This window comes from Burkholderia sp. B10 (genome assembly GCF_004368385.1).
Lineage (GTDB): Bacteria > Pseudomonadota > Gammaproteobacteria > Burkholderiales > Burkholderiaceae > Burkholderia > Burkholderia vietnamiensis.
On the sequence record NZ_PQMX01000026.1, the window covers coordinates 37,757 to 62,885 of the forward strand.

Consider the following 25,129-nt stretch of genomic DNA (forward strand, 5'->3'; position numbering starts at 1 on the left):
GATGACGATCGATGCATGCGGGTTCGTGAGGGTTCCTGCGATGCGTCGCGGCCGATCGGAGCGGAACGTGCGAGGTAATCGTCGGCGACGTCAGCGCGGCCAGTGTCGCCGCGACACGACCGCGAAGCTGAGCGCGATCGCACCCGTGACGCGTTGCGGCGGCGCGTCGTCGGGCACGTCGCCGAAGCGCACGCGGCGGCCGCGGCCGCCCGCGCGCGCCGCGCGCCGCTCGTTCGCTGTCGCGTCGGCGTCGGGCTTTGCTGCGGATTCGCCGACGACCGCCGTGTCGGATGAATGATCGGCCGCGCATGCGGCCGCAGGATCGAAGGTCATCGCGGTATGTTCAAGGAAGGGCATGTGCGTATTGAACGCCATCGGATTCGATCAGTAAAATGAATGTTTTGATCGATTGGATTCCTTCGAAGAATGGAATTGAAACTGCTGCGCACCTTCCTGACGGTCACCGAGCTGAGTCATTTCAGCCGTGCGGCCGACGCGCTGCACATGAGCCAGCCGGCATTGAGCAAGCAGATCGGTGCGCTCGAGGCGAGCCTCGGCGGCCGGCTGTTCGAGCGCGGGCGTCACGGTGCAGAACTCACGGCGTTCGGCGAGCGCTTCCTGCCCGATGCGCAGGCGCTCGTGCACGATGCCGACGAGATGCTCGCGCGTGCGCGCGAGGTCACGAGCGGCCAGCGCGGGCAGTTGCGGCTCGGCATCTGCCTGTCCGTGCTGACGCTCGTGCCGAAGCTGATCGCGGAATTCCGGCGGTTCAATCCGGGCATCGCGATCACGCTGAGCGACCTGTCGTCGTCCGAGCAGACGCGCCGGCTGCGTTCCGGCAAGCTCGATGCCGGCTTCCTGCGCTTGCCGGCCGACGAAGGCCTGTCTTCGTTCAGGGTGACCGACGAGGCGCTCGCGCTCGCCGCGCCGCCGCATCTCGGCTTCAAGCGCGTGCCGACCGATCTCGACGCCCTCAACGAAATCGGCTTCATCGCGCTGCAGCGTGCGCGCGGCCCCGGCCTCGCCGCGCAGATCGAGCAGTGGTGCGGTGCGCGGCGCTTCGTGCCGCACGTCATGCAGCAGGCGGAAGACGTGCAATCGGTCCTCACGTCGGTCGCGGCCGGCGTAGGCGTTGCGTTCATCCCGTCGAGCGCGCAATATCTGCTGCGCGATGCGACCGTGCTGCCGCTCGCCGGTCGCGACGCGAAATGGCGCGTCGGCCTGGCGTGGTTGTCCGGCCGCGACGATCCCGTGACCACGCGCTTCGTGTCGTTCATGCGCGCGGCGTTGAAGGGCGCGTGAGCGCACGCAGCGCGTCCGCCACGCACCTGCTGCCTGAATGCCGGTCGGCACCGGCGCACCGATCTCGATCCATGACTTCAGAACCTGACGACTCCCCGCTGGACCCCGCGCTCGTGGCGACGCTCGCGACGCTGAACGAGGCCGCGCACGCGCCGTCCGGCGGTACGTGGTCGCTGCCGAAGATCGCGAAGCGCGCGCAGTTGCCGATGAGCATGCTGCGTCGCGTGCTGACGCAGCTCGACGCGGCCGGGATCACCGCGACGACGTTGAACGACGACGGCACCGGCCGCGCCGCGTTGACCGACGAGGGCCGCGTGCTCGCCGCGCAGCTGTTCGGCGCGAACGATGCGCGATAAAAAGCGGGCCGCCCGAAGGCGGCCCGCTGCGCTACGTTCGACGCGGTTCAGAACCACTGCTTGTAACGGCGCACATAGAGCGTCTTGACGATCTGCGCGAGCAGGATGTAGCCGGCCATCGTCGCCGCGAGCCACAGCCAGTACGTGCCGGGCAGATGCATGAAGCCGAGCGCGTCCGCGAACGGCGAGAACGGCAGCCAGCAGCCGACGGCGATCGCGGTGAACGTCGACAGCAGCACCGGCAGCGCGGCCGTGCTCTGCAGGAACGGGATCTTCTGCGTGCGCAGCAGATGCACGACGAGCGTCTGCGAGACGAGGCTCTCGATGAACCAGCCCGAGTTCATCACGATCTGGCCGCCCGCGCCGCCGTGCAGGTGATACATCGCGCCGGCGCCGAACACGGTCCACATCAGCACGTAGGTCGTGATGTCGAACACCGACGACGTCGGCCCGACCCACAGCATGAAGCGGCCGATGTTGCCGGCCTCCCACTTGCGCGGCTTCTTGAGGAACTCGGGGTCCATCCGATCCCACGGCAGCAGCATCTGCGACGTGTCGTAGATCAGGTTCAGCACCAGCATCTGGGTCGCGAGCATCGGCTCCCACGGCAGGAACGCACTCGCGACGAGCACCGAGAACACGTTGCCGAAGTTCGAGCTGGCCGTCATGTTCAGGTACTTGAGGATGTTGCCGAAGGTCTCGCGGCCCTTGATCACGCCTTCCTCCAGCACCATCAGGCTCTTTTCGAGCAGGATGATGTCGGCGGTCTCCTTCGCGATGTCGGCGCCGCTGTCCACCGAGATGCCGACGTCGGCGTCGCGCAGCGCCGGCGCGTCGTTGATGCCGTCGCCGAGGAAGCCGACCGTATGGCCGTTCGCCTGCAGCGCGCGGACGATGCGCGCCTTCTGCAACGGCGTGAGCTTCGCGAACACCGTCGTGCGTTCGACGGCCTGCGCGAGCGTCGCGTCGTCGAGCCCATCGATGTCGGCGCCGAGCAGCGGCGTGCCCGGCTGCAACCCGACCTGGCGGCAGACCTTGATCGTGACGGTCGCGTTGTCGCCCGTCAGCACCTTCACCGCGACGCCGTTTTCGCGCAACGCGGCGAGCGCCGGCGCGGCCGATTCCTTCGGAGGATCGAGAAACGTCAGGAAGCCGCGCACGACGAGGTCGCGCTCGTCGGCGGTGCGGTACTGCTCGCGTTGCTCGGCGGGCGGGATCGCGCGCGTCGCGACCACCAGCACGCGGAAACCGTCGTCGTTGTACGCGCTCGCCTGTTCGAGCAGCCGCTCGCGCGCGACGCTGTCGAGCGGACGCACGCCGTGCTCGTCCTGCACGTGGGTCGACACCGCGAGCATTTCCTCGACCGCGCCCTTGCAGATCAGCAGATGCGCGCCATGCGCATCGCCGACGACGACCGACAGGCGGCGCCGCACGAAGTCGAACGGCAGTTCGTCGATCTTCGTGTAGCCGTGCGGCTTCACACGGTCGCCGAGCTCGTCCGCGCGCGCGACGATCGCGACGTCGATCAGGTTCTTCTGGCCGCTTTGATGGAAGCTGTTGAGCCAGCCGAGCCGCAGGATGTCCTCGTCGCGCCGTCCGGCCAGGTCGAGATGGTGCTCGAGGATGATGCGGTCCTGCGTGAGCGTGCCCGTCTTGTCGGTGCACAGCACGTCCATCGCGCCGAAGTTCTGCACCGAGTTCAGCCGCTTCACGACGACCTTGCGGCGCGCCATCGCGATCGCGCCGCGCGCGAGATTCGCGCTGACGATCATCGGCAGCATTTCGGGCGTGAGGCCGACGGCCACGGCGAGCGCGAAGGTCAGCGCGCTCAGCCAGTCGCCCTTGGTCAGTCCGTTGATCATGAACACGACCGGCACCATCACGAACATGAACTTGATCAGCAGCCAGCTCACGCTCGCGACGCCGCGATCGAAGCTCGTCTCGATGCGCTTGTGGCTCACCACGTTGCGCGCGAGCGTGCCGAAGTAGGTATCGTCGCCGGTCGCGACGACCACGGCCGTCGCGGTGCCGCTGACCACGTTGGTGCCCATGAAGCAGACGTTCTCGAGATCGAGCAGCGACGTCGACGCGGCGGGCGGCGTGTCATGCGGCGCGCCGGCCGCAGCCGGCGCATGTGCTTGCGCCGACTTGCCGGCGACCGCGCCGAGCGTGTCGTACTTCTCGACCGGCAGCGCTTCGCCGGTCAGCACGGCCTGGCTGATGAACAGGTCGCGCGACGTGATCAGGCGCACGTCGGCGGGGATCATGTCGCCGGCCGACAGATGCACGATGTCGCCGACCACCACGTCGCGCATCGGCACGTCGCGGCGCGTCGGCTCGCACGTGTCGGTCGCCGCGCGCTGCACGGTGGCCGTCGTTCGCACCATCGCCTTGAGTTTCTCGGCGGCGCGCAGCGACCGGAATTCCTGCACGAAGCGCAGCAATGCGCTGATCGTCACCATCGCGAGCAGGATCGTCATGCCGACGTAGTCGCGATCGTCGGGCGCCGCGAACCAGACGTCGGTGCAGAAGCTGATCGCGGCGAGCACCAGCAGCACGTAGACGAACGGATTGTGAAACGCGTGCAGCAACTGGCGCGTCCAGTGCGGCGGCTTGTCGTGCGCGATTTCGTTGGGGCCGTGGTGCTGCAGCCGGTCGGCGGCCTGGCCGTGCGTGAGGCCGCGTGCACCGGTACGCAGCGCCTCGAAGGTCTGCTCGAGCGGACGGCCGGCTTCCTGCGCGATGCGCATGATGCGCGGTTCGTTCTGCCGGCCGTTGCCGGCGCCGACGAAGCCGCGCTGCGGGTTCCTGGATGGGTTTCGTTGTGTCATGACTCGCTCCTGGCGCATGCGGCGGCGCGCCGGGAGCGGTCGCGACGTTATCGACGCGCGAACGCTTCCCGCCGCGTCGCGACACGCGCGATCGGCTGTGGATCGGAAAAGGGGGAAACGCTCGCCGGCGCGGCGACTGCGCGCGCAGAGCCGATGCGCGACGCCGCACCGGCGAGCGGTAATCGACTACTGTCGTCTGCGTTCATCTGCGCTCCTTCGGTCGTGGATGGGCGGCACGAGCGATCGGCGGCCGCGCACGCGAGCGTGCGCACGGCCGGTCGGCACGTGAATGAAATACGCGCGGCAGCGCGCAGTGCGTCGCGCGAATGCACGCGCGCGTCAGCGTGGCGCTGCGCGGCGACGCGCTTCGGCGTCAGCGAAAAATCGGGCGGGGATTCTGGCCGGTCAGGCCGGAAGGACGCCGCATCCTGCTGTCCAGGGATGCGGCAGAAGACGAGGCTCTGCGCGTTTCCTCAGGCAGCAGTCGGGTTGGTCGACGACCAACTACAACTCGCATCGGTGTTCACGGAACACTCCATGTAATCAGACGGGGGCGATGGTAATGGTTCGTTGCGCGAAGCGTCAACCCTTTACCCGCTTTACCCGCGTTTTTACGGCGTTTTCATCGATGCATCGGCGTGCAGCCGCAACTCGCGGCGATGAAAAAACGCGCGCACGCCGGGCCGGCATGCGCGCGTTCGTGTCGCGGCGACGCAGCGCTTATTGCGCGGCGGCCGTGACGGCCGCGCCCGCATCGGCGATACCGGCGCCGGCCGGCAGGGCGGTGCACGACGTCGTGGCGGCGGGCAGCATCGCCGCGCGTGCGCCGCCTTGCAGCTTCTGCTGAATCTGCGCCGGCGTGAGGTTGCCGTTCACCGCCAGCATCAGCGAGACGATGCCCGACACCTGCGGCGTCGCGAGGCTCGTGCCGCTCGCGGTGCCGTACGAGTCGGCACCCGGCACGGTCGTGCCGCTGTTGGCGGTCGACAGGATGCCCACGCCCGGCGCGCTCAGCGAGACGTCGGCGCCGAAGTTGCTGAACGATGCGCGCCGGCCGGTGGCGTCGGTTGCGCCGACGCTGATGACGCCGCGGCAGTTCGCCGGCTGGTCGAGGCCGGTCGACAGGCCGTCGTTGCCGGCGGCCACGACGACCGTCACGCCCTTCGCATTCACGTCGTCGATCGCCTGCTGGAACGTCGTGCTGCACGCACCGACGCCGCCGAGGCTCAGGTTGATGACCTTCGCGGGCGTCGGATTCGTCGGCACGCCGTTGACCGGAATGCCGGCCGCCCAGCGCATCGCGTCCGCGATGTCGCTGGTCGTGCCGCCGCACTTGCCGAGCACGCGCACCGGCAGGATGCGGCCGAGCCACGACACGCCCGCCACGCCGATCCCGTTGTTCGCGCCGGCGCCGATCACGCCCATCACGCGCGTGCCGTGCCAGCTGCTGTTGTTCGGTTCGCTCGCGCAGTGGTAGTACGGGCCGGTCGCGTCGTCGAGTTCCTGCTGCGTGACCCAGTCGCCCGGGTCCGTCGCGTCGTTGCTGCGCGCCTGGCCGTTGTTGCTGGTGTTGGCGTTCGAGATGAAGTTGTAGCCCGGCAGCAGGTTCGCGACGAGATCGGGGTGCGGCCGGTAGCCGGTGTCGAGCACCGCCGTGACGACGGTCGGCGCGCCCTTGGTGCGCGTCCATGCGGGCGGCGTGTTGATGCCGACCGCCGGGTCGGACAGATACCATTGCTGGCTGTACGAGGGGTCGCTCGGCGTGTCGCGGACGTGCATCGGGTGATCCGGTTCCGCGTAGTCGACGTCGCTGTCGGCCGCGAATGCGGCGGCCAGTGCGGCCGCGTCGTCCGATGCGATGCGCTGACCGATCGACAGGACGGCCGCCCCGTTCGCCAGCGTGCGCTCGACCTGCACGTTCAGCGACGTCGTCGCGGCCGCATAGGCACGCGCGGCGCCGGTGGTCGTCGGCGCGCTCCAGCGCGTCATCGAGCGCTGGATCACCGCGTCGAGCCGCGTGCCGACGTCGAGCGCGGCCATCGCGCGCGTTCCCGTCGACGGCTTCAGCCGGACGATCAGATGATCGACAGGCGGCTCGGTCGGCGCGACCGTTTGCGCGGCCATCTGCACCGCGGCCTGCTGGGCCGCACAGGTGGTGCCGTTGGTCGGCGCGGGCGCGGGCGCCGGAGCAGGTGCGGGAGCCGGCGTCGGCGCGGGGGCCGGCGCTGCGGTCGCCGGGCTCGAGCCGTCGCCGCCACCGCCGCCGCAGCCGGCGATGGGGAGCAGGGCGGCTGCCGACAACATGCCGGCGAGCACGCGCGCGTGAGCGGAGCGGGCCAGTGCGAAATCGAAACGATTGGCTCTCATGGTGAAACTTCGTCCTCGTGGATAACCGTCGTGCCGGCGGTAGTGCATGGTCCGGCCGATGCCGGATCTGGTCTTTTTTGTCTGGCGATTGCAGCGGCTTGCTGCGAAGCGCCATGCATTGGGTAACGGCCGTCCAGCGGGGTTCTTGAGTATGTTTTGGTAGAAAAGGCAGCGTTTGCGCAAACGATTTCGTTGCTGCATCGCAGCGGTGTTTGCGATTCCTGTCGGGCCGCGCGCTCGCCCGTGCGCGACCGGATGCGCTGCGGCGGCCCTGATGACGGAGAGGACGAGGTTTGCGCGCCACGGCAACGCTCGCGCCCGCGCGGCGGGCCGCCGGCTCGACGCGTCACTACGCGTTGGCCGATGCGGCGCGAATATTGTCGGGCGTAGGATCGCGATTCGATCAACGTTTCGTCAGGAGAAAAGCATGGATCGCCGCTTTCGTTGGCTGGCCCTCGTGCTGGCCGGTGCGCTGGCCGGCGCCGCGCACGCGCAGGCGCTGACCGGCACGCTGAAGAAGATCAAGGACACCGGCGTCGTGTCGCTGGGTATCCGTGAATCGTCGGTGCCGTTCTCGTATTCGGACAACCAGCAGAACAACATCGGCTACTCGCGCGACATCGCGGCGCGCATCATCGACGCGCTGAAGGCCGAATTGAAGGCGCCGAACCTGACGGTGAAGGAGATTCCGATCACGTCGCAGAACCGCATTCCGCTGCTGCAGAACGGCACGATCGACTTCGAATGCGGATCGACGACCAACACGCTGGAGCGCCAGAAGCAGGCCGCGTTCTCCAACAGCATCTTCTTGTACGGGATCCGCTTCAGCACGCGCAAGGATTCCGGCGTGAAGGACTTCGCGGATCTGGCCGGCAAGACCGTCGCGACGACGGCCGGCACGTCGGACGAGCGGCTGCTGCGCAAGCTCAACGAAGAGAAGGCGATGAACATGACGATCATCAGCGCGAAGGACCACGCCGAAGCGTTCATGAACGTCACGACCGGGCGTGCGGTCGCGTTCGTGATGGACGAGCCGCTGCTGTACGGCGAAATCGCGAAGGATCGCAATCCGGGCGCCTACACGGTGGCGGGCACGCCGCTTGTCCACGAAAACTACGCGTGCATGCTGCGCAAGGACGATCCCGCGTTCAAGCAGCTGGTCGATCGCGTGATCGCGCAGTTGCAGACCTCCGGCGCGGCCGAGCAACTCTACGACCGCTGGTTCATGCAGCCGATACCGCCGAAGGGCGTGAGCCTGAACTACCCGTTGTCGCCCGAGATGAAGCAGCTGTTCAGAAACCCGACCGATCGCGCGCAGTACTGAGCAGGCCGCGGCGACACGGTTGCAAACGAAAACCGCCGGCGCGGCGGCCGGCGGTTTCGGTTTTGTTTTTGTGCGGGGTTGCTCGCGTCAGGCCTTGATCTCCGGCCCGCGCGCCGCGGGCCTGGCCGGCGCCGACGGTGCAGGCGCGACCGTACGTGTGGACGGCTGCGCCGGCACGATCACGACGACCGGCTCCGGCATTGCCCACATCGGCATCGCGAAGCCGACGGGTTGCGGCGCCGGCATCGCGAACAGGTTGGCGAGCGCGGCGTGCTGCAGCGCCATCATCTGCTGCATGGCGGCCATCTGCGCCTGAGCGGCCTGCATCCGGTACTGCGCGGCCTGCATCTGCCGCCATGCGGTTGCGGGCGCCACGTCGCCCGACGTCGACGACGTCTGCATCTCGAAGCTCGCGCCGCCATGCGGGCTGTGCCAGCTCCACGTGCTGACCTTCATCGGGCCGAGCGCCGTCTGGACGACGCGCGTATCGGCCTTGACCGGCACGGCCTGCCCATCGACGTTGACGAACACCGGTTGTGCGGCCGGCGCCTGCGCGGCTTGCCCGGCGATCGCGAGCACGGGCATCAGCGCTACCGCGCCTGCCGCCATATACGAACGGAATCGCATATTCGTATCTCCATCAAACGATACTGATCGAATCAACATTGAACGAATCGTGCGGCTCACGGACGGAGCCATCGGCGACTATGCGTGGGTCGGCTTAAAACAGGATTAAAACCGCGGCGTAGCCGGTCGGATGGACGTAGGCGGGACGCTGCAGCCGACGCCTGCAACGCCGAGCCGACAGCTCGCAACGTCCAGCCGACAGCTCGAAGCTCGAAGCTCGCGGTGCACGGCGCACCGTGCCGCCATGCCACCGGCGCCCATGTCCCCCCGCGCCGCCGCCCCATTCAACCTCTCCCGCGCCAGGGGATTCCGGCCGGCGCGCGCAACAAAGGGCACAATAGGCGCTTCGCCGCGCACGGCTGTTCGCTATCCGAACGCGCCGGCATGCAGCGATGCCGCCGCCCGTATCCTTCCCGCCCGTCATGAACGCCTCGCTCACTTCCGCGCGCGAATCGAATTCGCCGCGCTTCCTGTTGTTCCTGATCTGCCTGTTCTCGTCCGCCGGCCAGCTGGCGATCGACATCTACGTGCCGGCGCTGCCCGACATGGCGCGCTCGTTCGCGACCACGCCGCAGGCGATCCAGTCGAGCGTGTCCGGCTACATGGCCGCGTATGCGCTGGGCCAGCTGATCTTCGGCCCCATCGCCGATGCGTACGGCCGCAAGCGCGTGCTCGCGTTCGGCCTCGTGATCTACACGATCGGCTGCCTGCTGTCGCTCGGCGCGCCGAACCTCGAGACCTTCCTGCTCGCGCGCTGCCTGCAGGGCTTCGGGATCGCGACGACGAACCTGCTCGCGAAGGCGATCATCACCGATTCGTTCTCCGGTCAGGCGCTGATGCACGCGTTCACCTACATGTCGATCGCGTGGGGCCTCGCGCCGATCGTCGCGCCGGTGATCGGCGCGCACCTGCAGGAATGGTTCGGCTGGCGCGCCTGCCTGGTGTTCCTGCTGGTGTACTCGCTCGCGATGTGGGCGCTGCTGTGGCGCTATCGCGAGACCTTGCCGAAACCGGTGCATCTCGCGCCGCGCACGCTGTTCGCGAATGCGGGCAGGGTACTCGCGAGCCCGGTGTTCCAGAGCTGCTTCCTCGCGCAGGGGCTGTGCTACAGCATCCTGCTGGTGTTCAACATCGTCGGGCCGTTCATGGTGCAGACCACGCTGCACAAGCCGCCGACCTTCTTCGGCTATCTGGCGCTCGGCATCGGGCTGATGTATTTCCTCGGCGGGCTGTCGAACCGGATTCACGGGCGCGGGCTGCCGAGCGCCGAGCAGCGCTTGCGTATCGGTGCGCGCGTGATGGCGGGCGCCGCGGTCGCGATGCTGGTGCTCGCGCTGACCGTCGGCCTGCGCGTGTGGACGCTCGCGACGCCGGTGCTCGTGATGGGTTTCTGCGCGGGCGCGATGTATCCGACGCTGATGGCCAAGGGCAATTCGCTGTTTCCGCATATCGCCGGGCTGACCAGCGCGATCCTCGGCTGCGCGCTGCTGCTCGTGTCGTCCGCGATGATGGGGCTGGCCGGCTTCGTGTCGATTCACGTGCTGACGCCGCTCGCGGTGTTCTTCGTCGTGCTGGCGTTCGTCGTCGTGTGGATGGTGACGAAGCTGCTGCGCCATCTGACCCAGCAGCAGCCGGTCAGCGTCGCGTGCGCGAGCGGGGAAGCGACCTGAGCGCGGCCGGCGCGTGACTTGAGACTCGAGCGCGGCGCGCCGCCCGCTCACAGCGGCTGCGCGGCGCCCGCCTGCGTCAGCAGCGCAACCGCGGCCGCGGCTGGCATCCCGCTGGCGTCGATCGCGCCTGCGGTCGCGAGCGCGCCGAGATCGCCGTCGACGCCCGGCTGTCCGACCACGAACGGCGTCGTCAGGAAGGCGGGCGTCGACAGCGTGACCGAATAGCGCTGCTGCAGGTTCGCCACGACCGCCGATTGCGCGGCCAGCACCGTGTTCGCGCTGCCCATTGCCTGCTGGAAATGCGTATTGCGCGGAAAATTGCCGATCAGCCCGGCCGGGTTCGTGCCGAGCTGCGCGGCGAGATAGACGAGCAGCAGCTCGGTTTCGGGCGTCGTGTTGAACGTGCCGCCCGCGTACGCGAGCGAATGCAGGCTCGTGCCGCCCGACGCGACGGCGATCACGCACGGCAGCGCGGCGTTGAGGGCGACGCGGTAGTTGCCGCCGCCGTCGGTCAGCGTGGTGGCCGAGCCCTGCACGCAGCTCACCGTCACCGCCGCGCTCGCGAGCGGCGCGCCGGTGGCGGCCGTGCCGGACAGCGCGACCGATGGCAGGGTGTCGTTGGAGCACACGTCGACGCCGAAGCAGGCTTCGCCGTTGCAGCCCGCCAGCGTGGCCACGAAGGCGGCGCCCAGGATGGGCCGGAGCAAGCGCGGAGGTCGGAGGTTCATGGTCGGGCGATCGGCGGATCGTGAGAGGGGACGCGGCGCGCCGACGCGCCGGCGCACGCTTCGTATTCTAGGTCTGCGATCCGCGTACTGCTTACCCTTTCGTGCGCTGCCGGCGCAGACGGCATCACGGTTTGCGCGCGCCCTTGCGCGCGAACGCGCCGCGTACCTCGAAGCCGATCGCGTCGGCGACGTTGCCGCGCGCATCGACGAGTTCGAGCCGGTGCCGGCCCGGCCACGGCATCCACGCAACGCGGTCGGCATGTCCGATCACCCGATCGTCGAGCCGCCAGGCGAACCGCGCGGCGTGCCCCGACGAACGCTCGAACCAGATCCGCTGATTGTTCGGCGGAATGTCCGGATCGATCGCGAAGATCGTGCCGTCGGTCGGCGCGCCGATCGCGAGCGGCGCACGCGCGCCGTCGTGACCCGGCGTGAGGGGCGCCGCGAGCCGGATCGTGTCGAGCGCCGTGCCCGCGACGAACCATTCGTTGCGCGACGGCTCGACGTCGCGCTCGAACGTGATGCGCCGCGTTTCGACGCCGGTTGGCGGCGTCGGCGCGCGGCTCGGCAGCGCGCGGTGCAGATAGCCGACCACGGCCGACCACACCGGCGACGCGCCCGTGACGCCCGACACGTCCCACATCGGCGAGCCGTCCGCGTTGCCGACCCACACGCCGACCGTGTAGCGCGACGTGAAGCCGACCGTCCAGTTGTCGCGCATGTCCTTGCTCGTGCCGGTCTTGACGGCCGAGAAGAAGGGCGTCGCGAGCGGGTTGTCGAAGCCGAACGTGCGCACGCGCGCGTTGTTGTCCGACAGGATGTCGGTGACGACGAAGCTGGCCGCTTCGCTGAACACGCGCGTGCCGCCGTCGGCGCGCGCCGCCGACGCAGCGGCGGGCAGGTCGACGACCTTGCGCGCGACGCCGCCGTTCGCCAGCGCGCGATACGCGTTGGTCAGCGCCAGCAGCGTGACGTCCGCGCTGCCGAGCGCGAGGCTGAACCCGTAGTAATCGCCTTCCTGCGCGAGCGGCAGGCCGAGCGCTCGCAGCGTGCGCGCGAAGCGGTGCGGCGTGACGAGTACGAGCGTGCGCACGGCCGGCACGTTCAGCGAGCCGCCGAGCGCGCTGCGTACGCTGACCCAGCCCTTGAAATCCTTGTCGTAGTTCTGCGGAATGTAGAGGCCGCCGCCGGCCGCGAGGTTGATCGGCGCGTCGTCGAGTAGCGACGCCGCCGTCAGCCGCTTCTCGTCGAGCGCCTGCGCATAGAGGAACGGCTTGAGCGTCGAGCCGGCCTGACGCGGCGCGAGCACGGCGTCGACGTCGCGCGCGCTCGACAACGCGCCCGACGAGCCGACCCACGCACGAATCTCGCCGCTCGCGTTGTCGATCACGACCACCGCGCCGTCCTGCACGTTGCGCCGGTGCGCCGGTGCGTTCAGCTCGGTCAACGCGCGCAGCAGCGTGTCGCGCGCGAAGCGCTGCAGCGGCGCATCGAGCGTCGTGCGCACCTGCGCGCCGGCCGCGGGCCTGACCTCGGCCGCGATCCGCCGCGCGAAGTGCGGGGCGAGCGCGGCGCCGTCGTCGCGCACGCTGTTGGCCGGGCGCGCGAGCACGAGCTGCACGTAGCCGTCGAGCGACGTGCAGGCCTGGCCGGCCTGCATGTCGCGCAGGATCCGGCACGCGCGCTCGGCGACCTTCGCCGGCGCGGCGTTGGGCGCGCGCACCAGCGCGGCCGCGATCGCGGCTTCGCGCGCGTCGAGGCCGGACGGCGCCTTGCCGAACAGCACCTGCGACAGCGCGGCGAGCCCCACCGTCTCGCCCCGGAACGGCACGAGATTCAGGTACGCCTCGAGGATCTGATCCTTGCGCCAGCCGCGTTCGAGCAGCAGCGCGTTCATCGCCTGCGTCGCCTTCTGCGGCAGCGAGCGCTGCCCCGAGCGGCGCGGCGAATCGCTGAGCAGCCCGGCCAGCTGCATCGTCACGGTCGACGCGCCACGGGTGCGCTCGTTCCACAGGTTGCCCCAGGCCGCGCCCGCGATCCCGCGCCAGTCGACGCCGCTGTGCGCGTAGAAGCGCTTGTCCTCGGACACGACGATCGCGTCGCGGAACGCGGGCGACACGTCGGCGAGCGACACCCAGTCGCCGCGCCGTTCGCTGAGGTCGACGCGGGTGCGCTGCAGTGGCGTGCCGTCGCGGGCGAGCAGCACCCAGTCGGAGCTGCGCCAGTTGCGGCGCACGTCGTCGTAGCCCGGCAGCGCGTGCGCGACGAGCGGCGCGGCCAGCAGTACGGCCGATACCGCGGCGGCCCACGCGCGGACGGCGAAACGCGCCGGCCGCGCCGATGCACGATCGTTCATCGCGCGCCCGTCACTTGCCCGCGTCGGCCGGCTTGACCGTCATCGGCGGGTTCGGCCACAGCCCGTACACCGACGGCGCATACAGCGCCTCGACGCGCGTCGGCGGCAGCCCGAAGGTGCCGACGTTGTTCAGCCGCACCGTGTACTCGACCGAGAATTTGCCCTTCGGCAGATAGTCGTAATACGCGCGGTAGCCGTCGAAGTCGCGCTCGACGAAGGCCGGCCATGCGCCGTCGGGCCGCTTCTCGTCCTGCGTCGCGGCTTCCGAATCGCGGCCGAGGCCCGAGCCGAGGATCGTCGCGCCGGACGGAATCGGATCGTTGACGACCACCCACGTCATGTCGCTCTGCGCGTCGATGTCGAGGCGCACGCGCACCACGTCGCCGCGGGTCAGCACGCCGCGCGCGGCCGGCGACACGGGCGTGATCGTCTTCGCGATCCGGTAGCCGGCCGCGAACGGCGCGCGCAGCGGCACGGCCGCGAGGCTCTCGACCGTCGCCCACGGGCGGCCGGTGCCGTCCTGCGTGACCGACAGCGTGGCCGGCCCCTGCGTCGCGCGCGGCCACGGCATCAGCACGCTGCGCGCGGCGGCCGCGCGGGTCGCCGCGGTGGCTGCGGTGGCCGCGGTGGCCGCGGTGGCCGATCCGCCCGCATCGGCTGCCGGCGCCTGCGACCACGAGATCGCGCGCTCGCTGCCGCCGAGCGCGACCTTCGTCGTGCCGGCGACCGGCGTGCTCTCGTAGGTATGTGAGAAGCGCTCGACGGCGAGCTGGCCGAGTGCGTTCGACGTGGTCGTCTGCCACGCGCCCTGGCGTTGCAGCGCGAGCAGGCCGGCCGTCACGCGCGGCATCTCGTCCTTCCACGCCGGGTCGCCGGCGAACTCGAGCGCGAGGCGTGCGGCGTTGGTCTCGTTGCTCGTCATCAGCCACCACAGGTCGTCGTCGCGCGCGGTCGAGAAGACGAGCTGCGTACCCTGGTAGGTCAGGCGTGCGCGCAGGATCTGTTCGGCCTGCGCCAGTTTCGCGTCGCGCTGCGGGATGTCCTTCACGCGCCTGAGGATCGCGTGATAGTCGATCACCGCCGACGTCGGCCACTGGTTCGGCGCGATTTCGATCGAGCCGAGCATGCGGCCTTGCGCGGCGCCGTAACGCGACAGCGCCTCGATCGCGGCGAGCTTGCGCAGGTCGCGGTCCTGGCGCGGCGCCCAGGCGTTGCGCTCGACGCGGCCGTCGACGAAGCGCGCGAGGCCGGCTTCGAGCTGCGTGCGCAGGTCTTCCGGCAGCGTGAAGCGCGGGTCGAGGCGGCCGGCTTCGTCGGCGACCACGAGCAGGTACGACGACAGCGTCGGGCTGCCGTAGTGCGCATCGTCCGACGGCGGCGGGAAGTAGCTGGCGAGCCCGTCGCTGTCGAGATAGACGGGCATGCGCGCGACCAGCGCCTGCCATTGCGCGGCATCGTGCAGGCCGATCGCGCGCGACGTCTGCTGTTCGAGGCAGCGGTACGGATAGCGCTCGAACCAGCGGCGCACGCCGGGCAGGCCGTCGGCGAGCTTCGCTTGCAGCGATACGGCGATGCCGCCGCGCGTCGCGCCCTGCGGGTCGCTCACGGCGCCCGCGGGCGGCGCGACCGGCAACGTCAGCGTGCCGTCGACCTGCGCGAGCGTCGCCTGCTGCACGGTGACCGGCAGCGCCGGCACGACCTTCTGCGCGACGGCGAGCGCGTCGGACGCATGCTTGCCACCTTGCTCGGCCGCGTCGATGCGCCAGTTCAGCGCGCCGGCCGCGTCGAGCGCCTGTTGCGGCACGGTGATGGTCCACGCGACCTCGGCGGCCGCGTTGGCCGCGAGCGAGACGGACTGCGGCGCGACGTCGAGGCCCGTCACGTGCGGCGTCACGACGACCTGCATCGCGCGCTCCGTCGTGTTGCGCAGCGTGAGCTGCGCGCGGAACGCATCGCCTTCGCGCACCAGCGGCGGCAGGCCGGAAATCAGCTGGAGATCCTGCGTGCTGCGGATCGACGTGCTGCCGGTGCCGAAGCGGTCGGGGCCGACCGCCGCGATCGCGACGATCCGGAAGCGCGTGAGCGCGTCGTTCAGCGACACCTCGACGGTCGCGCTGCCGTTCGCGTCGAGCGTCACGCGCGGATTCCACAGCAGCAGCGTGTCGAACAGCTCGCGCGTCGGCGCACTGCCGCCGCCGCCGCCGGCCGGCACGGCCTTGCGGCCGAAGTGGCGGCGGCCGACGATCTCCATCTGCGCAGTGGCCGTCTCGACGCCGTATGCACGGCGCTGCAGCATCGCGCCGAGCAAGTCCCAGCTGTTGTTCGGCATCAGTTCGAGCAGCGCCTCGTCGACGGCCGCGACGGCGATCTGCGTGCCGGCCGGGGCCGGCTGTCCGTTCGGCAGCGTGACCTTCACGTGCGCCTGCGCCTTGCCGCGCACCGTGTAGCGCGTCGCGTCGGTGGTCACGGTCACGCCGAGGCGATGCACGGCCGTGCCGACCTTGATCTCGCCGAGGCCGTAGCGGAACGCCGGTTTCGACAGATCGACGAACGCGGTCGGCGCCTCGTAGTGGCGGCCTTCCGTCCAGAACGCGCGCGCCCATTCGACCGGCGCCTTCCAGCCCCACGTGAAGAACGAGTACCACGGCACTTCGCGTATCCGGCCGCGCAGCGCGAGCACCGACACGTAGACGTTCGGCCCCCACGATTCGCCCACCTTCAGGTCGACGGTCGGGTTCTTGCCGTTCAGCTCGACGATGTGCGTCTCCATCACGCCGCCGCGTTCGACCGCGACCAGCGCGGTGGCGTAGCGGAACGGCATGCGCACCTGGAAGCGCGCGGTTTCGCCCGGCTCGTACGAGGTTTTCTCCGGAATCACGTCGATCCGGTCGGTGTTGTCGCCGCCGAACCACAGGTCGTCCTCGCGCGTGACCCACACCGACGTCGCCGCGTTCGACACGCGGCCGTCGCCGTCCTTCGCGACCGCGATCAGCTGCACGTTGCCGGCCTGTTCGAGCTTCGCGTCGCAGGCCATGCGGCCCTTGTCGTCGGTCTTGCCCGAGCACAGCACGCCGAGCTCGCGCGTGTCGCTCTTGTTGTCGTACGCGTAGAAGCCGCCGACCATCCGCTTGCGCGACGACGTCGTGACGTGCGCGACGCCCCTGATCTCGATCGGCACCGACGCGCGCGGCTTGCCCTGCAGGTCGACCGCGAGCGCCTGCACCGGCACGCGCTGGCCGACCGACACCCAATGGCCGGCCTTGATGCCGGCCACCACGGCGGCCGGCCAGAGGATCGTGTCGCCGCGGATCGTCTGCACTTCGCCGTTCGGGTCCGCGAAGGTGGCCTCGAGCGCGACGCGCTTCGGCGCGTCGACGTCCGGCAGGCCCTTCAGCGTGACCGAGCCTGCGCCGTTGCGGTCGAGCGTGAGCGGCAGCTTGTCGGCGATCAGGCGGGTCGCGTCGGGATCGTCGTTCGCGGCCGGCGTGTTGTCGCCGTCCTGCGCGTCGTCGTCGGCGTTGCCGTCGCTGCGCTCGGGACGATAGGGCGCGAAGCTGAAGTCCTCGAAGCGGTCGGCGAACGGCGGCGACGCCCATTTCATCAGCGCCGACACCTGCACCGGCAGGTTCAATGCGCCGCCGCCCGACACGTAGTCGATCTGCACCGCGAGCGGCGCTTCCTTGACCGCGACGAGCGGGCTCTTCTGCGCGTCGCGCGCGCCGATGGTGCCTTTGAGCACCGGCAGGCGGAACGCCTCGACGCGGAAGCTGCCGCTGTAGTAACTGGAGGTGGGCGCGTCGTCCGGGCCGCCTTCGAGCGTGACGCTGTATTCGCCGAGCTTCGCCGCCTGCGGCAGCGTGAACTGCGTGTCCGCGCTATGGTCGGCCGACCACGTGAGCGGCAGCTTGTAGGTCTGGTCGGAGCCGAGGTGGCGGATCGTCACGCGGCTCGGGTATTGCGCCGGGAACGCGAGGCTCTGCAGCGTCTCGGTGCGCACGAAGTGCTTCATCGACACCGTCTCGCCGGCCCGCAGCAGCGTGCGGTCGAACACGGTATGCGCACGCACGGTCGGCGCGCTGTCGGTGTCGGTCGGCACGTTGAAGCGCCACGCTTCGATCCCGCGGTTCCAGTTCGAGCTGACGAAGGCCATGTCGGGGCCCGTCTTCGGATCGTCAACGCGCGCGGACACGAAGTAATCGTCGAAGCCTCGCTCCGACGTGTGGCATTCGCGCTGCGGCTCGAACGGGCCGTCGATCTTCAGCAGCCCTTGCGCGTCGGTCTTGCCCGCTGCGATTTCGTCGCCGTTGCAATCCGAGACGCGAATCTGCGCGTTCGGCACCGGCTTGCCCTTGTCGAGCGTCGTGACCCACACGAGGTTGTTCTCGCGGCCCTGTTTCAGGTGCACGCCGAGATTGGTGACCAGCACCGTGGTGCGCACGTACATGCTCGACGGCTTCGCGAGCAGCGAGCGGCCGAGCGCCGGCGACGCGAGTTCGAGCACGTAGAAGCCCGGCTTGTCGATCGGCACGCCGACGATCTCGAACGGGCGCAGCGTCTTCGGATCGGCCTTCGGCAGCGTCAGCGCGTGCGCGCCCGGTGCGCCGGCGAGCAGCGACAGCGAGCGCACGTCGATGCGGCGATCGGCCGGCGCGGGCATCTTTTCCCCGGCCTGCAGCGGCACGTAGACGGGGTGCTGGCCCTTGCGCCGCAGTAGCCCCGGCATCTGCTCGTCGATCGTGCCGGCCGTCATCGACCAGTTGTCGAAGCGCGCGACGGTGCGCATCCATTCGCGGATCGCGGTGTCGTCGTCGACCTTCAGGTTCGAGAATTGCGCACCGGCCGTGTTCAGGCCCGCGACGTGGAGATCGGCTTCGACGTTGCGCAGCGTGACGGGCACCAGCGCAGGCGTGCCGGGCTCCGCGAAGCGTTCGACGATGCCGAACGTGCCCGACGAAAATTTTGCAAGCGGCGGCATCGGCGCGGTACGCGTTGCAAGCGGGAACAGGTCGGCGTTCGCGAGCGGCCGGTCGGTCACGTCGCGCAGGCCGGACGGCAGCTCGAGCGTCAGGTTCGTCTGCGCGGGCAGCGGCGGGTTGAACGTGACGGTCGTCACTTCGTCGCTGTGGTCGTCGGCGGCGAAGGTCGGTGAAAGCGAACCGTCAGGGCCGCGCAGCCGGATCGCTTCGGCGTTCTTGCGGGTGATCGGCGCGTTGAACGACAGCGTGAGCGGCCGCAGCGGCGTGCAGGGCGCCTTCGCGTTCTCGCGCTCGCACGAGAAGCTCGCGGCGAACGGCTCGCGCACGGTGAAGTCGAAGCGGCGCTCGGTGTCGTTCGCGATGCCGCTCGGGCTCGCGACGCCGCGGCCGTAGACGAGCTGCATCTTCGCGCTGGCGGGCAGCGCCTGCGCGCACGACAGCGTCAGCACGCGCGCGGCGTCCTTCTTGAGCCCGAAGTGATCGAGCAGCGCGGCGCGGGTGGTGTCGTCGGCGGCGGTGACCGGAATCCGGTTGCCGATGCCGGCCGCTTCGCACCAGATGTTGGCGAGCGCGGAGCGCGGCTCGGCCGGGCCGTTCAGCTTCAGCACGAACACCTGGCGCTCCTCGATCTCGTGCGAGCCGGGGCGGATGCTGACCGGGAACGGGCCGCCGGTTTGAAACATGAAGCGGCGGGGGCCGGCGAGCGCATTGCCGGCGACCGAGCGCAGCGTGTCGTTGAGCGCGAGCGAACAGCGCACGCCCGGCGGCAGGTCGTTCTCGAAGTCGTAGACCCAGGTCTTGTCGTCGAGCCAGTGGCCCTGGCCGCGCGCGGCGGCGGCATCGGTGCAGGTCATGCGCGCGGGAGCCGGCGCGGACGCCGAGCCGAACGGGACCATCGCTTCGTCGAACTTGACGACGCTTTGCCGGACTTGCGTGGCGGTGCCTTGCGGCGACACGCTCACGGTGCGCGCGGCGCCGGCGTGCAGCGACACCGCGGTCGCGGCGCCGAGTGCGGCGAGCGCGCCGATGCGCCAGAGCAGCCGTGTGATGTGGTGAGTTCGATTGGCTTTGTTGTGTTTGTCGTGCTGCTTCATCGCTCGATGCCCTCGGAGGGAAGCTTTCTGTTTGATTGCACGGGATTCTAACCGACGGGCAGGCGAGCGGAGGGCGGGAAGCGGTGTGTGACGGGCTTGCGACAGCGCGACCGGGCGCGCCCGTTGTCGCGCGGCCGACACACAATCTCGGCGAAATCCGGATCGTGTCGGATTGCGGAACAATTATTGAACTATAAAAGGATTGTCCAATTCGGATTGAGCGCGTACATTTCAGGGCCGCGCGAAAGTTTGATAAATATCAAGCGTGGTTTTCCCGAATCCGGTGTTCGAGAGAAGGAAACATGCACAACGACAACACCCCCCAATCGCGTCGCGACAGCGACGCAGCCGCAAGCGGCATCACGCGGCGTCAATGGCTGCAGGGCGCACTGGCGCTGACGGCGGCGGGCCTGACCGGCTCGCTGGCGTTGCGGGCCCTGGCCGACAGTCCCGGCAACGCGCCGCTCGACACGTTCATGACGCTCTCCGAAGCGTTGACGGGCAAGAAAGGGCTGAGCCGCGTGCTCGGCGAACGCTATCTGCAAGCATTGCAGAAGGGCTCCTTCAAGACCGCCGACGGTCTGTCGCAGCTCGCCGGCGCGCTCGCGTCCGGCTCGTTGAGCGCGGACCAGGAAGCCTCCGCGCTGACGATTCTCGGCGCGTGGTATCTCGGCATCGTCGACAACGTCGTGATTGCCTACGAAGAAGCATTGATGTTCGACGTCGTCTCCGACACGCTCGTGATTCCTTCGTATTGCCCCAACAAACCCGGCTTCTGGGCCGAAAAACCGATCGAGAGGCAAGTCTGATGGCCGGTACCGATACGCAAAAAGCCGACGTCGTGGTCGTCGGGTCCGGTGTCGCGGGCGCGATCGTCGCGCACCAGCTCGCGTCGACCGGCAAATCGGTGATCCTGCTCGAGGCAGGCCCGCGCATGCCGCGCTGGGAAATCGTCGAGCGCTTTCGCAACCAGCCGGACAAGACGGACTTCATGGCGCCGTACCCGTCGAGCCCCTGGGCACCGCATCCGGAATACGGCCCGCCCAACGACTACCTGATCCTGAAGGGCGAGCACAAGTTCAATTCGCAGTACATCCGTGCGGTGGGCGGCACGACGTGGCACTGGGCCGCGTCGGCGTGGCGCTTCATCCCGAACGACTTCAAGATGAAGACGGTGTACGGCGTCGGTCGCGACTGGCCGATCCAGTACGACGATCTCGAACACTATTACCAGCGCGCGGAGGAAGAGCTCGGCGTGTGGGGCCCCGGCCCCGAGGAAGATCTGTACTCGCCACGCAAGCAGCCGTATCCGATGCCGCCGCTGCCGTTGTCGTTCAACGAGCAGACGATCAAGAGCGCGCTGAACGCCCATGACGCGAAGTACCACGTGGTCACCGAGCCGGTGGCGCGCAACAGCCGGCCGTACGACGGCCGGCCGACCTGTTGCGGCAACAACAACTGCATGCCGATCTGCCCGATCGGCGCGATGTACAACGGCATCGTGCACGTCGAGAAGGCCGAGCAGGCGGGCGCGAAGCTGATCGACAGCGCGGTCGTCTACAAGCTGGAGACCGGCCCGGACAAGCGCATCGTCGCCGCGATCTACAAGGACAAGACGGGCGCCGACCATCGCGTCGAGGGCAAGTACTTCGTGCTCGCCGCGAACGGCATCGAGACGCCGAAGATCCTGCTGATGTCGGCGAACCGCGATTTTCCGAACGGCGTCGCGAACAGCTCCGACATGGTCGGCCGCAACCTGATGGACCATCCGGGCACCGGCGTGTCGTTCTATGCGAGCGAGAAGCTGTGGCCGGGCCGCGGCCCGCAGGAAATGACGTCGCTGATCGGCTTCCGCGACGGTCCGTTCCGCGCGACCGAAGCCGCGAAGAAGATCCACCTGTCGAACATGTCGCGCATCAACCAGGAGACGCAGAAGATCTTCAAGGCCGGCAAGCTGATGAAGCCGGCCGAGCTGGACGCGCAGATCCGCGACCGCTCCGCGCGCTACGTGCAGTTCGACTGTTTCCACGAAATCCTGCCGCAGCCCGAGAACCGCATCGTGCCGAGCAAGACGGCGACCGATGCGATCGGCATTCCGCGTCCGGAAATCACCTACGCGATCGACGACTACGTGAAGCGCGGCGCGGTGCACACGCGCGAGGTCTACGCGACCGCCGCGCAGGTGCTGGGCGGCACGGACGTTGTGTTCAACGACGAGTTCGCGCCGAACAACCACATCACTGGCTCGACGATCATGGGCGCCGATGCGCGCGACTCCGTCGTCGACAAGGACTGCCGCACGTTCGACCATCCGAACCTGTTCATCTCGAGCAGCGCGACGATGCCGACCGTCGGCACGGTGAACGTGACGCTGACGATCGCGGCGCTGGCGCTGCGCATCTCGGACACGCTGAAGAAGGAAGTCTGACCGTGCGGAAATCTACTCTCACCTTCCTCGTGGCCGGCTGCCTCGCGCTGCCGGGCTTCGCGCGCGCGGCCGACTCGGCCGATCCTGCGCAGATCAAGCGCGGCGAATATCTCGCCGTCGCCGGCGACTGCATGGCATGTCACACCGCGAAGGGCGGCAAGCCGTTCGCGGGCGGCCTCGGCATGCCGGTGCCGAAGCTCGGCAAGATCTATACGAGCAACATCACGCCCGACCCGGACACCGGCATCGGCAAGTGGACCTTCGAGGACTTCGAGCGCGCGGTGCGCCACGGCGTGTCGAAGAACGGCGACAACCTGTATCCGGCGATGCCGTACGTGTCGTACGCGAAGATCAACGACGACGACGTGCAGGCGTTGTACGCGTACTTCATGCACGGCGTCGAGCCGGTCCGCCAGACGCCGCCGAAGAACGAGATCCCCGCGCTGCTGAGCGCGCGCTGGCCGCTGAAGATCTGGAACTGGCTGTTCCTGAAGGACGGCGCGTACCAGCCGAAGCCATCGCAGAGCGCCGAGTGGAACCGCGGCGCGTACCTCGTGCAGGGCCTCGCGCACTGCAGCACGTGCCACACGCCGCGCGGCATCGCGATGCAGGAGAAGTCGCTCGACGAAACGGGCGGCAGCTTCCTGTCGGGCTCGGTGCTGGCGGGCTGGGACGGCTACAACATCACGTCGGACCCGAACGCCGGGATCGGCGGCTGGACGCAGCAGCAGCTCGTCCAGTATCTGCGCACCGGCAGCGTGCCGGGGCTCGCGCAGGCGGCCGGCCCGATGGCCGAGGCGGTCCAGCACAGCTTCTCGAAGATGACCGACTCGGACATCGGCGCGATCGCGACGTATATCCGCACGGTGCCGGCCGTCGCCGACGGCGATGCGAAGCAGTCGCGTTCGTCGTGGGGCAAGCCGGCCGAGGACGGGTTGAAGCTGCGCGGCGTCGGGCTTGCGTCGTCGGGCATCGATCCGGCGCGGCTGTATCTCGGCAACTGCGCGACCTGCCATCAGATGCAGGGCAAGGGCACGCCTGACGGTTACTACCCGTCGCTGTTCCACAACTCGACGGTCGGTGCGTCGAATCCGTCGAACCTCGTGCAGGTGATCCTGAACGGCGTGCAGCGCAAGGCCGGCAGCGAGGACGTCGGGATGCCCGCGTTCCGCAACGAGCTGTCGGATGCGCAGATCGCCGCGCTGACGAACTACCTGACCGGGCAGTTCGGCAACCCGGCCGCGAAGGTGACCGAGCAGGACGTCGCGAAGGCGCGCTGACGCGCGCGGCAGTCGCGGCAACACGGACGACAGGAGGAGCACAGCACATCGGTTGGCCCCGATGCCGGTTGTTGCAGAGCGGGGCGGGCGGCGCGAGCGTCGCCCGCCCCGGTTCACAGGCAATCCGGTGCGTGCGGTTGCGCGCACCGCTTTCGTTGATCACACCATGACACCGAATCAACCGTTTCTCGCGTCCCAGCGCGATGTGCTGCTGCTGCTGTCCCGCATCCTGCTCGTGATCCTGTTCGTGATGTTCGGCTGGAAGAAGATCGTCGACTTCTCCGGCACGATCGCGTTCATGGGCAGCGAAGGCGCGCCGGCGCCGATCGTCTCGGCGGCGATCGCCGTCGTGATGGAACTGTTCGCCGGCATCGCCATCCTGGTCGGGTTCCAGACGCGCGCGCTCGCGCTGCTGCTGGCGCTGTATACGATCGGCACCGCGCTCATCGGCCATCGCTACTGGACGATGACGGGCGGCGCGCAGATCGACAACATGATTCATTTCTACAAGAACATCGCGATCGCCGGCGGCCTGCTCGCACTGTGCGCGGCAGGCCCCGGACGTTTTTCGGTCGATCGAGGATGAACGGGCCGCCGGCACGCGCATGGGGCGCGTGCCGGACGGTCGAGACTCCGAGGGGGCATCATTTTGCGACTCAAACACTTCGCATGGCTGATGGCAGCCGCCGCGCCGGCCACCGCGCTCGCGCAGACGAGCGTGACGCTGTACGGCCGCATCGACGGCGGCGTCGAATACCTGAACCACATCGCGACGCCGAGCGGCAGCGCGACGCGCTGGAGTGCGGAGGGCGGCGACTGGGGCACCAGCATGTTCGGCCTGAAGGGCTTCGAGGATCTCGGCGGCGGGATGTCGACGGTCTTCAATCTGGAAACCGCGTTCCAGGTGATGAACGGCACGACGGGCGGCGGACGCATGTGGTCGCGCCGCGCGTACGTCGGCCTGAAGAGCGACACGTGGGGCCAGCTGCAGGCCGGCCGCAACCTGTTCATCGACAGCGACGGCGTGTGGGAATTCGATCCGTTCGTCCAGCAGGCGTTTTCGTCGGCGTCGCTCGTGCGCGGCCGCAACTGGCAGCAGAGCAGCAACAACGTCGAATATCACAGCCCCGTGATCGGCGGCTTCGACGTGCAGGCGCAGTATGCGTTCGGCAACCAGTCGCGCGGCTTCAACTACGGCGCGGCCGACGATTTCGGCCGCTCGGACGGGATCATGATCTCGTACCACTCGCCGCTGCTCGACGTGCGCGGCATCTACGACGAGCTGCGCGACCGCAACGGCAAGATGAGCAACATTTTCACGGCGTCGCGCGAGTATTTCGTCGGCGCGAACGTGAAGGTGTCGCAGTTCAAGATCCAGGGCGCGTATACGCACTACCAGGCGCCGGACAGCCCGGCCGGCGTCGCGGACCGTGCCGATCACTACTGGCTCGGCGCGACCTACACGGCCACGCCGCAGTGGGCGGTGACGGGCGGCGGCTACTACGTGAAGGTCGGCGACGGCGGCGGCGATGCCTCGCACGATCCGTCCGGCCACGCGATGATGTATGTGCTCGGCACGACCTACAACCTGTCGAAGCGCACCTTCCTGTACGGCACGGTCGCGTACGTGCGCAACGGCGGCAATTCGAACTTCTCGCTGCTCGCATCGCCGCGCGACGCGACGTCCGGCACGAGCCCGCTGACCGGCGAATCGCAGACCGGCGCCTACGTCGGGATGATGCACACGTTCTGAACGTCGCGCGAGCCGCGGGCAATGCACGGACGATGAT

The 25,129-nt window shown here is 69.0% G+C and carries 16 protein-coding genes; 9 read left to right on the forward strand and 7 right to left on the reverse strand.

The window, feature by feature from the left end; all coding sequences use genetic code 11:
• Positions 1–90 precede the first annotated feature (90 nt).
• Positions 91–375 (reverse strand): hypothetical protein, encoded by a 285-nt coding sequence (locus C3Y15_RS15380; RefSeq protein ID WP_043292265.1) that lies wholly within the window; start codon positions 373–375, stop codon positions 91–93.
• A 51-nt stretch (positions 376–426) separates the two neighbouring features.
• Here C3Y15_RS15380 and C3Y15_RS15385 point away from each other — a divergent pair, with 51 nt between their 5' ends.
• Together C3Y15_RS15385 and C3Y15_RS15390 are read left to right on the forward strand one after the other, a co-directional pair.
• Positions 427–1,302 (forward strand): LysR substrate-binding domain-containing protein, encoded by an 876-nt coding sequence (locus tag C3Y15_RS15385; protein WP_124260074.1) that lies wholly within the window; start codon positions 427–429, stop codon positions 1,300–1,302.
• A 71-nt stretch (positions 1,303–1,373) separates the two neighbouring features.
• Positions 1,374–1,658: a hypothetical protein gene (locus C3Y15_RS15390; RefSeq protein ID WP_034195131.1), complete on the forward strand. Its 285-nt coding sequence runs from the start codon at positions 1,374–1,376 to the stop codon at positions 1,656–1,658.
• A gap of 47 nt (positions 1,659–1,705) precedes the next feature.
• Here C3Y15_RS15390 and mgtA read toward each other — a convergent pair whose 3' ends face one another.
• Together mgtA and C3Y15_RS15400 are read right to left on the reverse strand one after the other, a co-directional pair.
• Positions 1,706–4,489 carry a magnesium-translocating P-type ATPase gene (gene mgtA, locus C3Y15_RS15395; RefSeq protein WP_081335136.1) on the reverse strand — a complete coding sequence of 928 codons (2,784 nt, stop codon included), beginning with the start codon at positions 4,487–4,489 and terminating at the stop codon, positions 1,706–1,708.
• Between the two features lie 720 nt (positions 4,490–5,209).
• Positions 5,210–6,856: a S8 family peptidase gene (locus tag C3Y15_RS15400; protein ID WP_045577919.1), complete on the reverse strand. Its 1,647-nt coding sequence runs from the start codon at positions 6,854–6,856 to the stop codon at positions 5,210–5,212.
• 427 nt (positions 6,857–7,283) lie between these two features.
• Here C3Y15_RS15400 and C3Y15_RS15405 point away from each other — a divergent pair, with 427 nt between their 5' ends.
• The gene (locus C3Y15_RS15405) at positions 7,284–8,180 is read left to right on the forward strand and encodes a glutamate/aspartate ABC transporter substrate-binding protein (RefSeq protein ID WP_011882367.1); all 897 of its coding nucleotides are present in this window, start codon (positions 7,284–7,286) and stop codon (positions 8,178–8,180) included.
• Positions 8,181–8,267: 87 nt separating this feature from the next.
• Here C3Y15_RS15405 and C3Y15_RS15410 read toward each other — a convergent pair whose 3' ends face one another.
• Positions 8,268–8,807, reverse strand: coding sequence for a hypothetical protein (locus C3Y15_RS15410; protein ID WP_011882366.1), 540 nt, complete (start codon positions 8,805–8,807; stop codon positions 8,268–8,270).
• Positions 8,808–9,229: 422 nt separating this feature from the next.
• On the opposite strand from C3Y15_RS15410, the gene C3Y15_RS15415 reads away from it, so the two are divergent.
• The gene (locus tag C3Y15_RS15415; RefSeq protein ID WP_041494112.1) at positions 9,230–10,477 is read left to right on the forward strand and encodes a multidrug effflux MFS transporter; all 1,248 of its coding nucleotides are present in this window, start codon (positions 9,230–9,232) and stop codon (positions 10,475–10,477) included.
• A gap of 47 nt (positions 10,478–10,524) precedes the next feature.
• On the opposite strand, the gene C3Y15_RS15420 is transcribed toward C3Y15_RS15415, so the two are convergent.
• From C3Y15_RS15420 to C3Y15_RS15430, 3 genes are all read right to left on the reverse strand, one after another.
• Positions 10,525–11,205: a hypothetical protein gene (locus C3Y15_RS15420; RefSeq protein ID WP_011882364.1), complete on the reverse strand. Its 681-nt coding sequence runs from the start codon at positions 11,203–11,205 to the stop codon at positions 10,525–10,527.
• Positions 11,206–11,329: 124 nt separating this feature from the next.
• Positions 11,330–13,561 carry a penicillin-binding protein 1C gene (gene pbpC, locus C3Y15_RS15425; RefSeq protein WP_059738428.1) on the reverse strand — a complete coding sequence of 744 codons (2,232 nt, stop codon included), beginning with the start codon at positions 13,559–13,561 and terminating at the stop codon, positions 11,330–11,332.
• A 10-nt stretch (positions 13,562–13,571) separates the two neighbouring features.
• Positions 13,572–19,631, reverse strand: a complete 6,060-nt coding sequence (locus tag C3Y15_RS15430; RefSeq protein WP_069246473.1) for an MG2 domain-containing protein — start codon at positions 19,629–19,631, stop codon at positions 13,572–13,574.
• Positions 19,632–19,933: 302 nt separating this feature from the next.
• Here C3Y15_RS15430 and C3Y15_RS15440 point away from each other — a divergent pair, with 302 nt between their 5' ends.
• The 5 genes from C3Y15_RS15440 to C3Y15_RS15460 all read left to right on the forward strand — a co-directional run bounded on the left by C3Y15_RS15440 (position 19,934) and on the right by C3Y15_RS15460 (position 25,092).
• Positions 19,934–20,440, forward strand: a complete 507-nt coding sequence (locus C3Y15_RS15440; protein WP_011882361.1) for a sugar dehydrogenase complex small subunit — start codon at positions 19,934–19,936, stop codon at positions 20,438–20,440.
• The gene (locus C3Y15_RS15445; protein WP_011882360.1) at positions 20,440–22,059 is read left to right on the forward strand and encodes a GMC family oxidoreductase; all 1,620 of its coding nucleotides are present in this window, start codon (positions 20,440–20,442) and stop codon (positions 22,057–22,059) included. Before C3Y15_RS15440 ends, C3Y15_RS15445 begins: the two co-directional genes overlap by 1 nt.
• 2 nt (positions 22,060–22,061) lie before the next feature.
• Complete coding sequence (locus C3Y15_RS15450; protein WP_011882359.1) at positions 22,062–23,339, forward strand: cytochrome c; 1,278 nt, start codon at positions 22,062–22,064, stop codon at positions 23,337–23,339.
• A 61-nt stretch (positions 23,340–23,400) separates the two neighbouring features.
• The gene (locus C3Y15_RS15455) at positions 23,401–23,925 is read left to right on the forward strand and encodes a DoxX family protein (protein WP_224056731.1); all 525 of its coding nucleotides are present in this window, start codon (positions 23,401–23,403) and stop codon (positions 23,923–23,925) included.
• Positions 23,926–23,988: 63 nt separating this feature from the next.
• Positions 23,989–25,092, forward strand: a complete 1,104-nt coding sequence (locus C3Y15_RS15460) for a porin (RefSeq protein WP_011882357.1) — start codon at positions 23,989–23,991, stop codon at positions 25,090–25,092.
• The last annotated feature ends 37 nt before the right edge of the window (positions 25,093–25,129 follow it).